General features: G+C 38.7%; 15 protein-coding genes. All 15 read left to right on the plus strand.

What is annotated here, in order from left to right:
• The first annotated feature begins 56 nt into the window (after window positions 1-56).
• Window positions 57-1463: a murein biosynthesis integral membrane protein MurJ gene (gene murJ / locus LGB01_06010; protein ID MCB4753755.1), complete on the plus strand. Its 1407-nt coding sequence runs from the start codon at window positions 57-59 to the stop codon at window positions 1461-1463.
• Between the two features lie 66 nt (window positions 1464-1529).
• The gene (gene cysS, locus LGB01_06015; protein MCB4753756.1) at window positions 1530-2933 is read left to right on the plus strand and encodes a cysteine--tRNA ligase; all 1404 of its coding nucleotides are present in this window, start codon (window positions 1530-1532) and stop codon (window positions 2931-2933) included.
• A complete protein-coding gene (locus LGB01_06020; GenBank protein ID MCB4753757.1) occupies window positions 2930-3520 on the plus strand; it encodes a hypothetical protein in 591 nt (196 codons plus the stop codon). The genes cysS and LGB01_06020 overlap by 4 nt, the downstream gene beginning before the upstream one ends.
• Window positions 3521-3571: 51 nt before the next feature.
• Window positions 3572-4636, plus strand: coding sequence for a quinone-dependent dihydroorotate dehydrogenase (locus LGB01_06025; GenBank protein MCB4753758.1), 1065 nt, complete (start codon window positions 3572-3574; stop codon window positions 4634-4636).
• A gap of 168 nt (window positions 4637-4804) precedes the next feature.
• Window positions 4805-6079 (plus strand): insulinase family protein, encoded by a 1275-nt coding sequence (locus LGB01_06030; protein ID MCB4753759.1) that lies wholly within the window; start codon window positions 4805-4807, stop codon window positions 6077-6079.
• A 9-nt stretch (window positions 6080-6088) separates the two neighbouring features.
• The gene (gene dapA, locus LGB01_06035; GenBank protein MCB4753760.1) at window positions 6089-6985 is read left to right on the plus strand and encodes a 4-hydroxy-tetrahydrodipicolinate synthase; all 897 of its coding nucleotides are present in this window, start codon (window positions 6089-6091) and stop codon (window positions 6983-6985) included.
• 8 nt (window positions 6986-6993) lie between these two features.
• A complete protein-coding gene (locus LGB01_06040; GenBank protein ID MCB4753761.1) occupies window positions 6994-7764 on the plus strand; it encodes an enoyl-ACP reductase in 771 nt (256 codons plus the stop codon).
• Window positions 7765-7841: 77 nt separating this feature from the next.
• Complete coding sequence (gene pgsA / locus LGB01_06045; GenBank protein MCB4753762.1) at window positions 7842-8408, plus strand: CDP-diacylglycerol--glycerol-3-phosphate 3-phosphatidyltransferase; 567 nt, start codon at window positions 7842-7844, stop codon at window positions 8406-8408.
• A 159-nt stretch (window positions 8409-8567) separates the two neighbouring features.
• Entirely contained in the window at window positions 8568-9752 is a 1185-nt protein-coding gene (locus tag LGB01_06050; GenBank protein ID MCB4753763.1) for a hypothetical protein, read from the plus strand.
• Window positions 9753-10420: 668 nt separating this feature from the next.
• Window positions 10421-11653 carry a hypothetical protein gene (locus tag LGB01_06055; protein ID MCB4753764.1) on the plus strand — a complete coding sequence of 411 codons (1233 nt, stop codon included), beginning with the start codon at window positions 10421-10423 and terminating at the stop codon, window positions 11651-11653.
• Window positions 11654-11839: 186 nt separating this feature from the next.
• On the plus strand, window positions 11840-13915 hold the full coding sequence (gene feoB / locus LGB01_06060) for a ferrous iron transport protein B (protein ID MCB4753765.1): 2076 nt from the start codon (window positions 11840-11842) through the stop codon (window positions 13913-13915).
• Window position 13916: 1 nt separating this feature from the next.
• Window positions 13917-14141, plus strand: coding sequence for a ferrous iron transport protein A (locus tag LGB01_06065; protein ID MCB4753766.1), 225 nt, complete (start codon window positions 13917-13919; stop codon window positions 14139-14141).
• Window positions 14142-14151: 10 nt separating this feature from the next.
• On the plus strand, window positions 14152-15417 hold the full coding sequence (locus LGB01_06070) for an OprD family porin (protein MCB4753767.1): 1266 nt from the start codon (window positions 14152-14154) through the stop codon (window positions 15415-15417).
• Between the two features lie 35 nt (window positions 15418-15452).
• Window positions 15453-16502: an SO_0444 family Cu/Zn efflux transporter gene (locus LGB01_06075; GenBank protein MCB4753768.1), complete on the plus strand. Its 1050-nt coding sequence runs from the start codon at window positions 15453-15455 to the stop codon at window positions 16500-16502.
• A 100-nt stretch (window positions 16503-16602) separates the two neighbouring features.
• Window positions 16603-17658: an RIP metalloprotease RseP gene (gene rseP, locus LGB01_06080; GenBank protein MCB4753769.1), complete on the plus strand. Its 1056-nt coding sequence runs from the start codon at window positions 16603-16605 to the stop codon at window positions 17656-17658.

Here is a 17658-nt window from a genome sequence, read left to right on the forward strand (position 1 = left end):
TTTACTTCAAACAAAGTTTAGGATAAAATATAGCATCTAAAAATATAAAGGGTTTCATGCGCCTACGATCTATCTTTACGAACAGCTTTGGTATCCTTCTCTCCCGCATCACTGGCTTAGGGCGCGATGTGCTTATGGCATCTGCATTAGGAGCTTCAGTTTGGTCAGATATGTTCTTTGTCGCCTTTAAACTACCCAATCTTTTCAGGCGAATCTTTGCTGAAGGTGCCTTTACTCAAGCCTTTATGCCCTCTTTTATTGCATCTAAACACAAAGGGGTTTTTGCTACTTTTATCTTTGTACGTTTTGTACTTTTTCTTATCTTATTTTCATTAATTATTATGCTTTTCCCCGAGCCTATGACCAAGTTGCTCGCGTGGGGATGGTGTTGGCACTCTATTGAACAAGCTGCACCATTGACGGCAATTAACTTTTGGTATCTTGATCTTATCTTTGTTGTCACTTTTTTGTCAACCTTACTACAGTACAAAGAGCATTTTGCCACAACTGCCATGTCAACAGCACTACTAAATATTTCAATGATTTTTGCACTTTGGATCTATATGAAAGAGGATCCTCGGACTATTGTCTACGCAGTCAGTTTTGCTGTACTTTTTGGAGGAGTGTTGCAAATAGGAGTACACCTTGTCACCCTGCACCACTTTAAACTTGATCGCCTCTTGCTCGCTGGATGGAAATACCGTAATAAAAAAGATGTTCAAGAAGAGGAGAGGCACTTCAAATCACTTTTTTTACCAGGAATCATCGGCAACTCTACACCACAAATCTCTGCTTTTTTTGACACCATGCTTGCCACTTTCTTAATGACAGGGTCAGTCTCTTTTCTCTTCTATGCCAACCGTATTTTTCAGCTACCGCTTGCCGTCATCGCTATTGCCACAGCAACCGTACTGTTTCCTTCTGTTTCAAAGGCACTCAAGAGTGGCCAAGAAGAAAAAGCTTATGCTGGTCTAACACAAGCATTTTGGCTTTTGGCATTCTTGCTTGGTATTGCAATGATTGGAGGCATATTATTGGCAGAACCTATCATCTGGTTATTGTTTGAGCGGGGAGAATTTACCCGCACAGAGACACTACAAACTGTTTTTGTACTTCAGATGTACATGGTAGGGTTGCTTCCTTTTGGACTAGCAAAACTCTTCTCACTTTTTCTCTACGCTTCTCATAGGCACAAAAAAGCAGCAAAGATTTCTATCTATTCGCTTATCGCCTCTATTGCCACTTCTCTAGTATTAATACACCCCATGGGTGCAGCTGGTTTAGCACTAGCAGGCAGTATTGGAGGATGGGTACTATTTTTATTTACTATTCAAGAGGTGGGGCTAAAAAGATTTAAAAGAGTGATTATCGATAAGCGATTATTTTATTTTATTTTATTTATGCTTCTCTTTGCTCTTTTATTCTATTTTGTGAACAATTGGCTACTTTTTTATATACGCTAATATCTTCATTGTTGTCCTTATAATAATTTGTCTGCTATAATCACGCAATTTATTTCAAGGTATTTTATGCAACTCTTTGACAGCATTACTAAAACCAAATGTCATTTTGAGCCTATTGTTCCAGGAGAGGTTAGCATTTATGTCTGTGGACCAACTGTTTATGATGATGCCCATCTTGGGCATGCTAGGAGTGCACTTGCTTTTGACCTTCTCTCTCGTACACTCAATACCCTTGGCTATAAAGTTACAATGGGTAAAAATTTTACCGATATCGATGATAAAATTATTCAAAAGGTCATAGAAACTGGTAAAAGCATGAAAGAGGTTACCCAATACTATATTGACCGTTATCTAACAGAGATGGCGGCTTTAGGTGTACAGCGTGCCGATATTGAGCCTAGGGCAACTACGTCATTGGATGCCATAAAAAAAATGATACAAACTCTTATCGACAAGGGGTATGCCTATATAGTTGGTAGTGGTGATATCTACTTTGATACATCTAAAGATACTCGTTATGGAAAGCTTTCTCGCAAGGTAGCTCACGATGACAATACATTAAGCCGTATTGAACACAATAGTGAAAAGCGAAACCTCAAAGACTTTGCTCTTTGGAAAGCGTGTAAAGATAAAGAGGATATCTGCTTTGACTCCCCATTCTCTCTTGGTCGCCCAGGCTGGCACATTGAGTGCTCAGCAATGATCGAAACACATTTTAATAGTACTGATGACTATAGTATCGATATTCATGGGGGTGGTGCTGACCTACTCTTTCCTCACCATGAAAATGAAGCAGCACAGAGTCGTTGTGCTACTGGACGTGAACTTGCTAAATACTGGATGCATAATGGTTTTGTGCAGATTGATGGTGAAAAGATGAGCAAAAGCCTTGGTAACTCCTTCTTTCTTAAAGATGCCCTTAAAATCTATGATGGCGAAGTACTGCGTTATTATCTTAACTCAATACACTACAGAAATGATTTCAATTTTAACGAAGAAGATCTCCAAAGTACCAAGAAGCGTCTAGATAAACTCTATCGCCTAAAAAAACGTCTACTTCCAAGCAAAGCCTCTGTGGTCAATAAAGTATTTAAACAAGCACTTCTTGATGCCATGAGTGATGACCTCAATATCTCTGTGGCACTCTCTATTATTGATGAGATGATTACGCAAACCAATGATAAACTTGATGAAAACCCTAAAGAGAAGATACTCAAAGAAGAGACCATTGCCAATATTGACTTTATTGAAAAACTACTTGGTTTTGGAGGAAAGGACCCCTATCGATACTTTCAAATTGGTGTCGATGAACCCCTTAAAGAGAAGATAGAAACATTGCTTGCAAAACGCATAGAAGCTAAAAAAGCTAAAGATTTTGCTACCTCAGATGCTATACGCAGTGAGCTTGCCAAAATGGGTATTGCTATTATGGATACCCCAAAAAATACAATATGGGAGAGAGTACAATGAAACGACAATTTTGGATCTTATTTTTACCACTATTTTTGATAGCAGAAGGACAATTTAGTTCTGAAGATAAATTTTCTTTTGGAGAACAGTTTGCTTTTATTGGTACGGGCACCTGTTACGATAGAGGGTTTGAAACTCAGTGGGATACCTCTCAAAAGGATTTCCGCAATAGAAAAATCAGCTCTATCCATATAGGAAAACAGTCTCTACGCTGGCGAACCACTTTTACGCTTCAATATGACAAAAGTAAGACCTATTATGGTAGCACTGGTGTTAACGTTGATTATATCCTGCGTGATGAGCTGTTTGGTACATCGAAGTTGCGCCCCTACTTTGGAGTAAATCTCAACTACCACTACTATAAGAATAGGCGTAGCCATGGATATGATTATGGAATTCAGGGAGGATTTATTATCTATGCTACCGATATTGTCGATATTGACATTGGATACCATTACAATCGTGTGAAGCGGGTAGAATATCTTAACGACATAGGAACTACATCACAAGAAATCATAGACTATCTGCGTTTAGATAGTATCGACCTTACACGAGGTGTAACGCTTTCACTTCACTATTTTTATTGAGATTTGGGTACAATTCTTCCATATCGTAATCATAAAATCATGGAGTAGATCTTGTCACTTTTAAACTACGAAACTTTTAAAAAAATTCTCTTTAAGCTTGACCCTGAAACCGCGCACACCTTTGTGGGTTTTGGGCTACAAGGCATACAATATTTTCCACCTATTATGCGATATTTTTCAAAGAAATTTTTTGTCCGTGATCCTATGCTCGCACAAGTATTTTTTGGGCATACCTTTTGTAACCCTGTAGGGCTTGGTGCAGGATTTGATAAGAATGGACAGTACATTACTGCCATATCAGCTATGGGGTTTGGTTTCACTGAGATTGGTACCGTGACACCCAAACCACAAGAGGGAAACTCTAAACCAAGGCTCTTCCGTCTCATTAAAGATCGTTCTATTCAAAATGCCATGGGATTCAACAACTACGGCATGGACTATATGCTTCAACGGCTTAACAAGCTCTGCTTCTTTGACTACCCTGTCGGTATCAATATTGGTAAAAATAGAATTACTTCCGAAGGGAAAGCGCTTAAAGATTACGAAATACTTTTTCATAAATTTAAGGATCATGGTGATTATATTGTCATCAATATCTCCTCACCCAATACACCTAAACTAAGAAACTTACAAAATGAGCAATTTGTTAAAGATATTTTCACTATGGCAAAACATATCACCAGTCAGCCTGTTTTACTCAAGATTTCACCAGATATGACCCCAGAAGATGCTGTTGCCTTATGTAATACTGCTGTTGAAGCGGGTGCTGCAGGCATTATTGCCACCAACACTACCACAGACTACTCCCTGACTTCATCTGCCAAAGAGTTTGGTGGTATCAGTGGTGCATTGCTGGCTCAAAAAAGTTATGAGCTCTTTAGGGCTATTGGCAAGGAACTACATGACAAGACTTTACTTATTTCTGTAGGTGGTATTGACTCTGCAGAGGAAGCATACAAACGCATCAAAGCAGGTGCTTCTCTGGTACAGGTCTATAGTATGTTTATCTATCAAGGTCCTGCTCTTATTAAAGAGATAAATGAAGGTCTCATTGCACTACTGAAAGAAGATGGCTACAATCATATTGATGAAGCAATAGGTAGTGAATGGCGATAGGCATAGAATGATTTGTAAAATACAAAAAGTGTGCGAGGAGAACGATTGATCTACCCCATCATCAATGAAAGTGTTGTAGAAAGACACATAATATCATCATTCAATCTCTACTATCTATCTTTCACTAAAAAAATAATGCTTATGTTACTTTTAATCTCAGGAGTTTTAATGGCAAATTCACTGCCCAAGCACTACACTAAAACACTAAAAAATGGACTACAAATAGTTGTTATTCCTATGGATAATAACTCGGGTGTCATCACGACAGATATTTACTATAAAGTAGGAAGCCGTAACGAACACATGGGTAAAAGCAGTGGTATGGCACACATGCTCGAACACCTTAGCTTCAAGTCAACCAAGAAGCTTAAAGAGGGTGAGTTTGATGTTATTGTAAAAAGCAAAGGTGGTGTCAATAACGCTGCAACTGGATTTGACAAGACCCACTACTACATTAAGACCGCCTCTAAAAACCTTAGTATGACGTTTAATCTTTTTGCTGAACTGATGCACAATCTTAAGCTTGATGACAAAGAGTTCCAAAGAGAACGTAATGTTGTTGCCGAAGAACGTAGACTGCGTACCGAAAACAATCCCATGGGCTACCTCTACTTTAGGCTTTTTAATACCCACTATATCCATCACCCTTATCACTGGATGCCTATTGGCTTCATGGAAGATATTCAACACTGGAAGATTGAAGATATTAGGGACTTCTATCACCGCTACTATCAGCCATGTAATGCTATTTTAGTCGTTGCTGGAGATATTTCACCTGAAACTGTTTTCAGCAAGGCACAAAAAGTGTTTGGTAAGATTAAAAATGAGCATACCATTCCTGAAGTTACTACTACAGAGCCTAGAAATGATGGTGCTAAACGTACTATTCTACACAAAAAGAGTAATCGGGTCGACACCATTGCTATTGCCTATAGTATTCCAAACTTTGAGCATAAAGATCAAGTTGTACTCTCTGCCATCAGCCATATTCTTAGTATAGGCAAGAGTTCTCGCTTTGAACGTACTCTTGTCCACAAGAAACACCTAGCCAATCAGATCTATGGTTACAATATGGAGTTGAAAGATCCTGGTATCTTTCTTATTATGGCAATGGTCAATCCTGGTGCTAAAGTCAAAAATGTTGAAAAAGAGATTCTCTCTGAACTGGAAAAACTTAAAAATGGTGATGTTACACAAGCAGAACTTGACAAAGTCAAGATTAATACCAAAGCAGAATTTATCTACTCATTAGAAGCTTCCAATAACCTTGCCAGCCTTTATGGAGACTATCTTGTCAAAGGCAATCTAAGACCTTTGCTTGAATATGAAGAGAATTTAGATAAAATAACACTCAAAGATATTGTACGTGTGGCAAAAAAATACTTTGATCATAACCACTCTACAACCGTAATACTCAAAAAATATAAAGAAGCCAAACAGTAGGAAAACAATATGCATCACTACATTACAGGTGCGACCACCGCACTTATTACACCACTAAAGAATGGTCAGCTTGATGAGCCAACCTTTGCAAAACTCATCCAACGCCAGATAGACAACAATATCGATGCTGTCTGTCCAGTTGGTACAACAGGTGAAAGTGCCACACTTAGCCATGATGAGCACAAACGTTGCATTGAAATTGCGGTGGAGGTCTGCAAAGGAACCAAAACCAAAGTGCTTGCAGGAGCAGGCAGCAATGCTACACATGAGGCAATTGATATTGCTAAACATGCTGAACAGTGTGGGGTTGATGCACTGTTCTCGGTTAGTCCCTACTATAACAAGCCAAGCCAAGAAGGGCTCTATCAACACTATAAAGCCATTGCAAGTGCTGTAGAGGTACCGTTCATGCTCTACAACGTCCCTGGACGTACTGGAGTAGACATTCTGCCTGATACTGTCAAAAGACTCTTTGACGACGTACCCAACATCATGGGTATCAAAGAAGCAACAGGTTCTATTGAACGAACCGTTGAGCTTTTGGCAAAGGTACCTGACCTCTATATTTTTAGTGGTGATGATGCCATTGATTTTCCTATCCTTGCAAGTGGAGGGAAGGGGGTAACCTCTGTTACTTCCAATCTACTTCCTGACATGAAAGCAAAACTAGTACATGCCGCACTGATGGGTGATTTTAAGACTGCAAAAGCAATCAATGATGATTTGTTTGCAATTAATAAAGTACTTTTCTGTGAAAGTAACCCTATCCCTATCAAGGCAGCAATGTATATTGCTGGACTGACAGAGACACTTGAATATAGACTGCCATTAGTGCAGCCAAGTAACAAAAGTATGAAAAAAATTGAAGATATTATGAAACAATACAATACCGTAGGAGTAATATAGTGAACAAAATGAAAGATAAAACTGTTGTCATTACAGGTGCAACCAAGGGCATTGGAAAAGCATGTGCAGAGAAATTTGCTGCAAATGGTGTTAATATAGCATTTACTTACAACTCCAATAAAGAAGTTGCAGATCAAATTGCTTCTGAATTTGAAAATAGATATGGTATCAAGGCAAAAGCCTACCCGCTTGACATTCTCGATACCGACCAATTTAAGCCTCTCTTTGCTGCTATTGATGAGGATTTTGACCGTGTTGATTTTTTTGTAAATAATGCTATGATTTATGGACGTCCTATTATAGGTGGATATGGTAAATTTATGAAGCTTCGCCCCAAAAAAGGTCTGACTAATATTTATACTGCTACTGTCGGTGCCTTTGTTGCTGGTTCACAAGAGGCAGCAAAACGTATGGAAAAGGTTGGTGGTGGTGCCATCGTTACCCTCTCTTCTACAGGTAATCTAATCTATATTGAAAATTATGCTGGTCATGGTACCAACAAGGCAGCAGTCGAAGCAATGGCACGCTATGCGGCAGTCGAACTTGGTGAGATGGGTATCCGTGTCAATGCTGTGAGTGGAGGACCTATTGACACCGATGCACTCAAAGCATTTACCAACTATGAAGAGGTCAAGGCAGAGACCATTAAGCGCTCTGCACTCAACCGTATGGGAGACCCAAAAGACCTTGCGGGTGCTATCTATTTTCTCTGTACCGATGAAGCAAGCTGGATTACAGGGCAAACCATTGTTGTAGATGGTGGAACAACATTTAGGTAAGTATTAAAACTGTGTCTCATTCCCATATATACAAGAATGAGACACAAAGCATATATGCTAAAGGAAAAGTGTTAAACATGAAGACATCTGTACAGGTTTTAAATATTCCAAACACTCTTGCCTTTATTCGCTTACTACTTGCGCCACTAATGTTTCTATTTCTTGTCAATCAAGACATAGAGAACTTCAAAAGCATCCATCCTAGTTGGCTAAACTATTTTGCTGCTTTCATCTTTGTAGTTGCCTCAGCAACTGATTTCTTTGATGGATATATTGCTCGTACTTTCAATCAGGTAACCATACTTGGATCCATTCTTGATCCACTGGCAGACAAAATGCTCACACTTGCAGGTTTTCTCGGGCTCATGATGCAAGGTATTGCTTCACCATGGGCGATCTTTCTCATTCTTACTCGTGAACTCTTTATTACTGGTCTAAGAGTCTCTGCTGTCTCTCAAGGACTAGATATCTCAGCCTCATGGATGGGCAAACTTAAAACTGTTTCTCAAATGGTTGCCATTGGCTTCCTGCTCATGAGGTGGCCTGGTGCAACACTTCTTCTTTGGATCACTGTAATACTGACACTCTACTCTGGTTATGAGTATGTAAGGGATTTTTTTAAACATATGTATATATCAATTTAACATACAGTTAGCCATTACGTCCATATCTCTTTTTACCAAGACTTCCTTCTCCCTCATACCCTTCTTTATTTAATTTTTTTATAAAAATAAATATTTTATTGACTTTTCATTGATTTTTATGGTAGAGTTTAGATTGTAAATACAACATAAAGGAAAAACATGAAATTTACAAAACTTAGCTTAGTGGCAATTTTAGCTGTCAGTGCTGCATTTGCGGCTGATAACGGTAAGGTCTCTGGGGATGCAAGACTCTATTATGGAACAACGGCTGATGACACTGCTAGTCCTAAACAAGATTTGTTTGGAAAAGTAAACTCTTTTGGTGATGTTGCGGCAAGAGTTGACTATACTCGCTCACTCATGGGGGGTGCACTAACACTAAATACAGGACTTCAAGGTCTCTCCACACTTGGTCTTGAAAGTGAACTTGTTGGAGGTACATGGGTAGGACATGGTGCAGGTGCTGTACAAGATGCATATTGGATTGATACATTCAATGCACAAATTCAATTAAGAAAGAATGTGACTGTAACCATTGGACGTCAAGCGTTGGATACACCATTCTTCTTTACTGAAACATGGAGTATTGCAAAAAATACTTTTGATGCTGTTGTTGCAACAAACAGTGATCTTCCTAAAACTACTTTAGTTGCAGCATGGGTAGGTAGAGGAAACGGTAGTCCTGGAAAAGTAGTTCAAGTTAACAATACTGACATTAATGGTGGAATGCATACATTTGGTGGTAAGCCAGCATACGCTTTTGCTGCAGTAACAAAACTGATTCCTAATACCGTAACACAAGCATGGTACTACAAAGTTCCAGGTGCTGCAACTGCTTACTGGGCACAAGCTGACAGTAATGTAGCGGGTGTAGACTTGGGTGTACAGTATGCAGGAACTGAACTTACAGCATCAGGAGACAAAACAAGTGGATTTGCTGTAAAACTTGGGTATGGTAAAGGTGCATGGAGTGCTTATGGTGCATACTCTGCCACAGCAGATGATGCTACTGGTATTGATATCTCCAATATTGCGACAGGACTTACTGGTGCTTCTCAGTCTAAACTCTATACTGAGTCATACTGGAACTATGGGTATGTTGGTGCAAGAAATGCAAAATCATTTGCAGTAGGTGGAGAATATAATCTTTCTTCAGTGAAGTTGGGTGCACAATATACAAATGTTACAGGCAACAATAGTAGCATGGATCTTAAAGAGGCTACAGTAACTGCAAGCACAAAACTAAGTTCAGTCAATGTTGATCTTGCTTATATCAATGCAGAAAAAGGTTCTAGAAAAGAGAATACCGTACTTGTAATGGCAAAACTCCCTTTCAATCTTTAATCTTTATGCCCCCTCTCTCCTTTGGGAGGGGTCTCCTTTCTTCTTTTACTCATTATATTAATTTTTATTAATTATTGTTTATTTTTATAAATATCAACAATAAGGTTATGAGTTAAAAGAGGGAAGTCTGTGTATTTTGCATCTCCATACAAAAGGCTCATCTTTCCCTTGAAGACAAATATTTTGGCATTTTGCTATAAAAGTCCAAGAACAGCACCTGAAATATAGATAATGAATAAATATTTCTGCCTCCTTCTTGGTAAAGAATGCACCTGAAAAGAACATAAATAGGCAACTCTGCACCACATGACATAAACCACACAAAAGTGTAATCAGTCTGTCTTTTTTCATTCTTGAGTGTACACGTGCCGCTATATAGGCAGGAACGGAACAACCAAAGCCTGTTACAAGTGGGATGAAACTCTTCCGTGTAGCCTGCAAACTTCAGGAAAGAAACCATCTAGTAAAAAGCCTTTCAATCTTTAATCTTTATGCCCCCTCTCTCCTTTGGGAGGGGTCTCCTTTCTTCTTTTACTCATTATATTAATTTTTATTAATTATTGTTTATTTTTATAAATATCAACAATAAGGTTATATTTTATTGACTTTTTATAAAGTTTTATGTTAGAGTTATATCGCGATTGCAATATAAAGGATAAAGGGAAAATATGAAATTGGTAAAATTTAGTTTGGCAATAATCTTTATGATCAGCTCCGTATTTGCATCTAATAATAGTAAAATATCCGGAGATGCAAGAATCTATTATGGAACAGAAGTGGAAAATACTGCTAATCCAAAAGAAGATTTATTTGGAAAACCAAACTCTATTGGTGATTTCGGAGCAAGAGTTGATTATACCCGATCGCTTATGAATGATACAGTAGTGCTAAATGCAGGTTTCCAAAGTCTCTCCCTATTTGGTGTTGATAGTGAATTTGTTGGGTATTCGTGGGTAAAGCATAACAATAAGAAAGGTAGAGGTGATGCGTACTGGATCGATACACTCAATATGCAAATTAAATTAAACAATACTCTCGCTATGACTGTCGGACGTCAAGCACTGGATACTCCATTTTTCTTTACTGAAACATGGAATATTGCAAAAAATACTTTTGATGCTGCCATTATCACCAATAATGATATTCCTAAAACCACTTTAACTGCAATATGGATAGGGAGAGGGAACGGTATATCAGGAACAGGTGTAGTCGATGCAAATGGTACTGATTTGAACGGTGGAATGGCTACATTTAGTAGGGTATTAGGTAGCAAACCTAAACCAACATATGCTTTTGCTGTAGTGACAAAGCTAATTCCCAATACTATAACACAAGCATGGTACTACAAGGCTCCAAGCATTGCAACTGCTTACTGGATGCAAACTGATAGTAACATAATGGGTATTGTGCTAGGTGCACAGTATACAGAAATTGAACTTGTAGAAAATAGTAATAAAACAAGTGGATTTGCTGTAAAACTTGGGTATGGTAAAGGTGCATGGAATGCTTATGGTGCATACTCTTCCACAACGGGTAATACCGATGGTATTGATATCTCTAATATCGCAACAGGACATACATACGGTTCTCAATCTAAACTATATACTGAATCGTATTGGAACTATGGGTATGTTGGTGCAAGAAATGCAAAATCATTTGCAGTAGGTGCACAATATAATCTCTCTTCAGTAAAGCTGAATGCACACTATACGCATGTTGCAGGAAATACTAACAATATGGACGTAAAAGAAGCTGCATTGACTGCAACTACAAAGCTAGATTTAGTAGATATTGAGGTTGCTTATATTAATGCAGAAATTGGTCTCAATTTTGACGAAAGGACTAATTCTAAGAGAAAAAATACTCTGTTTGTAAAAACAAAAATTCCTTTTGAACTTTAACTACTCACTCCCTTTTTAGGGAAGTGGTTCTCTTCTATTTATGATGTTATTTCTTGACTATATAATATTTGAAATACCCTAATTATTATTGTCATTTTTACCTCTTTTTAAGCTAGCTGGTAGTATATTTCTATGAAATAATAAATGATAACTATTTTCATTTTAATTTTTCAAAAGGATTAATTTATGGAAAAGATTGTTGTAGCTTTGGCAGGGCAGCCCAATGTAGGAAAATCTTCCCTCATCAATACCATCTCCAATGCCAAACTCAAAGTGGGTAATTTCTCAGGCGTGACAGTTGACAAAACAGAAATTATTTTTCAACTTTGCAATAACATAAAATGCAAGAACTATGAGGTACACATCATCGATCTTCCTGGTGCTTACTCTCTTACAGAGTATACCATTGAAGAGAAAGTGACAAAAAGTTTTCTTCAGAGTGATGAGTATGACCTTGTAGTCAACGTAGTTGATGCAACCAACCTTCAGAGAAATCTCCTCTTTACTACACAACTACTCGAAACTGGACAAAGAGTCATCGTTGTACTCAATATGATCGACGAAGCAAGAAAAGAAGGCATAGAGATAGATGAGAAACAACTCTCTGCCATCTTAGGAACACCGGTTATTAAAGCCTCTGCAGTAACCAAAGAGGGTATTGAAGAGCTAAAACATGCTATTGTTGAAGTCTACGAAAATCCTGAAGTTACCGCTAAAGTAATCTACTCCGATCCCATTGAGGAGGAGATAGATCACATTATTACCTTTTTAAAAGAAAAAAAGTACAAAAGCAACCTCCCCTATCGCCATCTCGCTGTTAGACTCCTACAGGAGGACAAAGAGATCTACAAGAAGATGCATGACGAACCCATTTGGATAGAACTGCTTCCAGTCCTGCGTGAAGCACTTGAGCACATTTACCTACACATGGATACCAAAAATCTCAAAGAGATCTTTAGCGATGAGCACTTTTCCTTTGCCAAAGGGGCAAAGATGGAGGTAATGTCACTTAAGCGTATGCGTGCAAAGAATTTGACACAGAAAATTGATAACCTGCTTATTAACAAAATTTTAGGTATACCTCTTTTTCTCTTTTTTATGTGGGGTCTCTTTCAGCTAACTTTTGAACTTGGAAGTGTCCCTATGGACTATATTGATGCTGCATTCAGTTGGCTTGGCGATCAGGCAAACAATCTACTTGACAAAGGAGAACTCGGTTCTCTTGTTGCAGACGGTATCATTGCTGGGGTCGGTGCCGTTGTGATGTTCCTTCCCAATATTATGATTCTTTTCTTGGGAATAGCCCTACTTGAAACCACCGGATATATGAGTCGTGTTGCCTTTTTACTAGATGGTTTCTTTCACAAGTTTGGGCTACACGGAAAGAGTTTCATCCCACTTGTAACAGGCTTTGGTTGTTCTGTTCCTGCCTATATGGCGGCACGTACACTCAAGAATGAAAAAGACAGACTGATTACACTTTTTATTATTGGTTTTATGTCATGTGGTGCAAGGTTACCTATTTATGTTCTTTTTTCAGGTGCATTCTTTACCCAGAAAGAGGCAGGAAATATTTTATTCATTATCTATATTTCAGGTGCTGTTCTTGGACTTTTTATGGCAAAAATACTTAAAATATTTGTCTTCAAGGGAGAAGATGAGCCTTTTGTTATGGAGATGCCAAAATACAGACTTCCCTCTTTTAAACTCATTTGGCATACCGTTTATGGTCAGTCAAAATCCTACTTAAAAAAAGCAGGTACCTTTATTTTGGCTGCCTCTATTCTTATTTGGTTTGCAAGCAATTACCCAAAGGTCAATGTGCCAGAAAACCTTGATACCAATCAAGTTAAACTCTATGAACTTGAGAGGAGTTATCTTGGAGAGATTGGGCATGCATCTGAACCATTCTTCTCTCCTCTTGGCATGGATTGGCGCATGGCAGTTGCATTAGAGACTGGCTTAGCAGCCAAGGAAGTAGTTGTATCTACACTTGGTGTGCTGTATGCACTAGGTGATGAAGTAGATGAAAGAAATGAAGGGTTAACCACTCAAATCAAAGCCAATATCCCATTTGCATCTGCTATTGCTTTTATTGTTTTTATTATGATCTACCTTCCATGTCTGGCAGCATCTATGGTATTCACGCAAGAGGCTGGAGGCTGGAAATATTTAGCCTACCTGTTTATAATGACCACAGCAACTGCATGGATACTAAGTTTTCTTGCATACAAAATGACATCAATAATCACAGGGGGCTAATATGAGGTTAAACCAACTGCACAAGGGTGACAAAGCTGAAATTATCAAAATACATGCCAATAAAATACTCAAAGACCGTCTTAACTCTTTTGGCGTAATACGAGGAGAGGAGCTGACAGTTAAAGGGTGCTCCATAGGCAAACAGACTATGGAGATAAAAATAGACAATACTCTCATTGCTCTACGTGCCGAAGAGGCAGAGAAAATAGAAATAAAAAAGTTTTAGGAGATAAAAAATGATACATCTCAAGCAACTTACTATATCATTCTTAATGATAATGAGTATTGCTTCATATAGTACGGGGAGTGAGAATATCCTCATGCTCAATACTAAACCATATACTTCAACACAAAGCATCAGAGGAGCCCTTGGTGCCCACAACACAACAGTACATACCGAAGGAGAGTTGCGTACAGGGTATATCACATTCAAAAAAAATGGTGCGCAGCCTATTTCTGCCTGTGCACTCGGTGGACATATGCATGTTGATACTGAGCGCTGGAATGGCATGATGATAGCACTTTCGGCCTACACAGTACTTAACCCTAGTGGAAACCAAAACCCCCTACATCAAAACAGTGACTTTTTTGATAACAATGGTAAGGGTTTTTCTACTCTATCCGAAGCTTTCATTGATGCCAAATGGAAAAATACTCACATCAAACTTGGTCGCCAGACACTTGATACACCTTTGGTAGATGCAGATGATATCCGTATGATACCAAACTATTTTACCGCCTATACTATCACCAATACTGCTATTGAAAACCTAATGCTAGCGGTAGGCTTGATTGACAAGATGGCAGGATGGGAGAATGGCGTAAATGCGTCTGAATTTGTCAATATCTCACAGGTACTTGGTGCAAATGAAGAGACAGGTGGGGTCTACTATATGAGCATCTCTTATGAGGGTATTCAAGATACTTCTCTCTCTTTATGGTATTACCGCTATGACAACATTGAAGACATACTTTATGCAGAAGCAGATTACACACAGATGCTCTCCAAATCTATTGTGACAACACTTGGTCTTCAGTATGCCCACGGTCAAAATAGCGGCAAGGCTCTTTTGGGGAAAAAGGATGCCTCTACTTTTGGTACAAATATTAAAATCAACTTTCAAAAAAGGGGTACAACCCTCATGGTTGCCTACAACAAAGACAATGGACAAACAGGTGCCATAGATCTCTCACTTGGAGGTGGTCCATTTTTTACCTCCATGGAAGATCAGACAATTGATACTATTGCTGGTAAAGGAACAGCTTGGATGGGTGGGTTTACTGTCAATATACCTGTCAACACAACATTTGGTGTTTATTATGGAATGTTCCGTTCAGATACTCTCACTACACACCACCATGCATCCGAAACAGACCTTGTTATTAAATACAGTCCTAACAATCACATTACCCTCACTACCGTTTATGCTCTTATTAAACACAAGGATGACAATATTGTAGACCATAACCAATTTCGCTTCATTGGAAATTACAGCTTCTAATGTTATGATATGAAAATTGATGCGAAGGAAATACAATGGCACTTCTGGTAGATTTCTGGCAAGCACTCATATATCTTAGCTATGCTATGGCACCCTATATTCTCTTTGGACTACTTTTTGCTGGCATACTACATGAACTAGTGCCCAATAGCATTGTCACAAAACATCTTGGAAAAGACAATATAGGGTCAGTAATCAAATCTACCCTCTTTGGCATTCCCCTACCAGTCTGCTCTTGTGGGGTTATTCCTTTGGCAACTTCTATCAAAAAAAGTGGTGCCAGCAAAGGAGCCACCCTCTCATTTCTGATTTCAACCCCCATTACTGGTGCTGACTCCATACTTGCTACCTATGGGATATTTGGATGGATTTTCACGATTTATCGTATTATCACCTCAATGATTATTGCCATCATGGCAGGGATACTAACAAACCTTATTGATAAGAAACAAGAAGAGAGTCCTTCGTGCTGTAACCCTAACCCTTGTTGTAATAATGAAAAAAAATATACCTTCTCGTTTTTTTCTGCCTTACATTACGGTTTTATCACCCTTCTAGGAGACATTGCAAAACCACTCTTTTGGGGGCTACTTATCGGTGCAGCGGTTACTGTAGTCATTCCTGATAATCTCAATAAAATACTTATCGACCACAGCTGGCTAAGCTACCTTATTGTTGTCATCATTGCTGTACCTATGTATGTTTGTGCTACAGCATCACTTCCCATTGCAGCAGGACTAATGCTTAGTGGTGTAAGTGCCGGTGCGGCATTTGTTTTTCTCTCTGCAGGACCAGCAACCAACACCGTTACTATTGGTGTGGTCAAAAAGATGCTCGGAACCCGTTCACTCTACATCTACCTTGGTAGTATTATTGTTGGTAGCATTCTCTTTGGATTGGGGCTTGATGCCCTTTTTGATGCTTCAAGCATCAATCCTGCATCACTCATACATATAGATGAGCATGGTAGTATGATTACCATATTGAGTAGTATTATTCTCTGGGGTTTCATACTTTGGTTTATAATCAAACCCTATATGACAAAAAAAGAGCCTTGCCATAATAAAAGCTGTTGTGAAAAATAATAGTGGACAAAAATTTGATTCACATATCAATTTTTAGTGCACTTAGATATAATCTTGAAAAACTAAACCCAGTTAATGAGGGTTTATGCTGAGGATGAATATGGGTATTTTAGTTGCATTGCTGGTTTTGTCGGTTCTTATCTTTTTTCATGAGTTGGGGCATTTCATTGCTGCACGCTTTTTTGGGGTACAGGTTGATGTCTTCAGTATTGGATTTGGCAAACGTCTTTGGATCAAAAAGATAGGCAAGACCGAGTGGAGCATCTCTGCCATACCTCTTGGTGGCTATGTTAAGATGAAGGGGCAAGATGATACTGATCCAACCATAAAAAGCCTCGATGCTGATAGCTACAATAGTAAAAAACCATGGCAACGTATCATCATTTTACTTGCTGGTCCTTTTGCTAATTTTCTAATGGCATTTTTACTCTACCTTACCATTGCCTACATGGGTGTACCTAAGTTGTTGCCGTACATTGGAGAGGTAAGCAAAACCTCACCAGCACTGCAGGCAGGATTACAGAAAGAAGATAAAATTGTACAGATTAATGGGGAAAATATACACTACTGGGAAGAGATTGGCACACAGATCAATGCCCATGAAGGAAAAATCACCTTAATGATTGAAAGAGATCACCATCTCAAAACCCTACTACTCAAACCTAAGGTCATTGAAGATAAAAATACTTTTGGCGAACCAATCACCCGTCGCATCATCGGCATCAGCCCCATGCTTAAACAGACTACAGTAGTTTATGGCTTTACGGAGGGTTTCAGATATGCATGGAGCGAAACACTCAAGGCAAGTAGTCTCATTTTTGAAGGTATTCAAAAACTCATTACCGGTGCAGTAGGTACAGAAAACCTTGGCGGTATCATTACCATTGTCGACGTCACTGCCCAAGCCAGTCATGCGGGTATATTGGCACTCTTTTTCTTTACTGCACTTATCTCGGTCAACCTCGGCATATTAAATCTTTTTCCCATCCCAGCACTTGATGGTGGGCACATTGTGTTTAATCTCTATGAAATGATTGCACGCAAAGAAGCCAATGAGAAGGTAATGTACTACATGACCATCACCGGATGGATACTGCTTGGAGGCTTAATGATGTTAGGACTCTATAACGATATCAATAGATTAATAATGGGCTAA

It is taken from the genome of Sulfurovum sp. (assembly GCA_020525365.1).
GTDB lineage: Bacteria > Campylobacterota > Campylobacteria > Campylobacterales > Sulfurovaceae > Sulfurovum.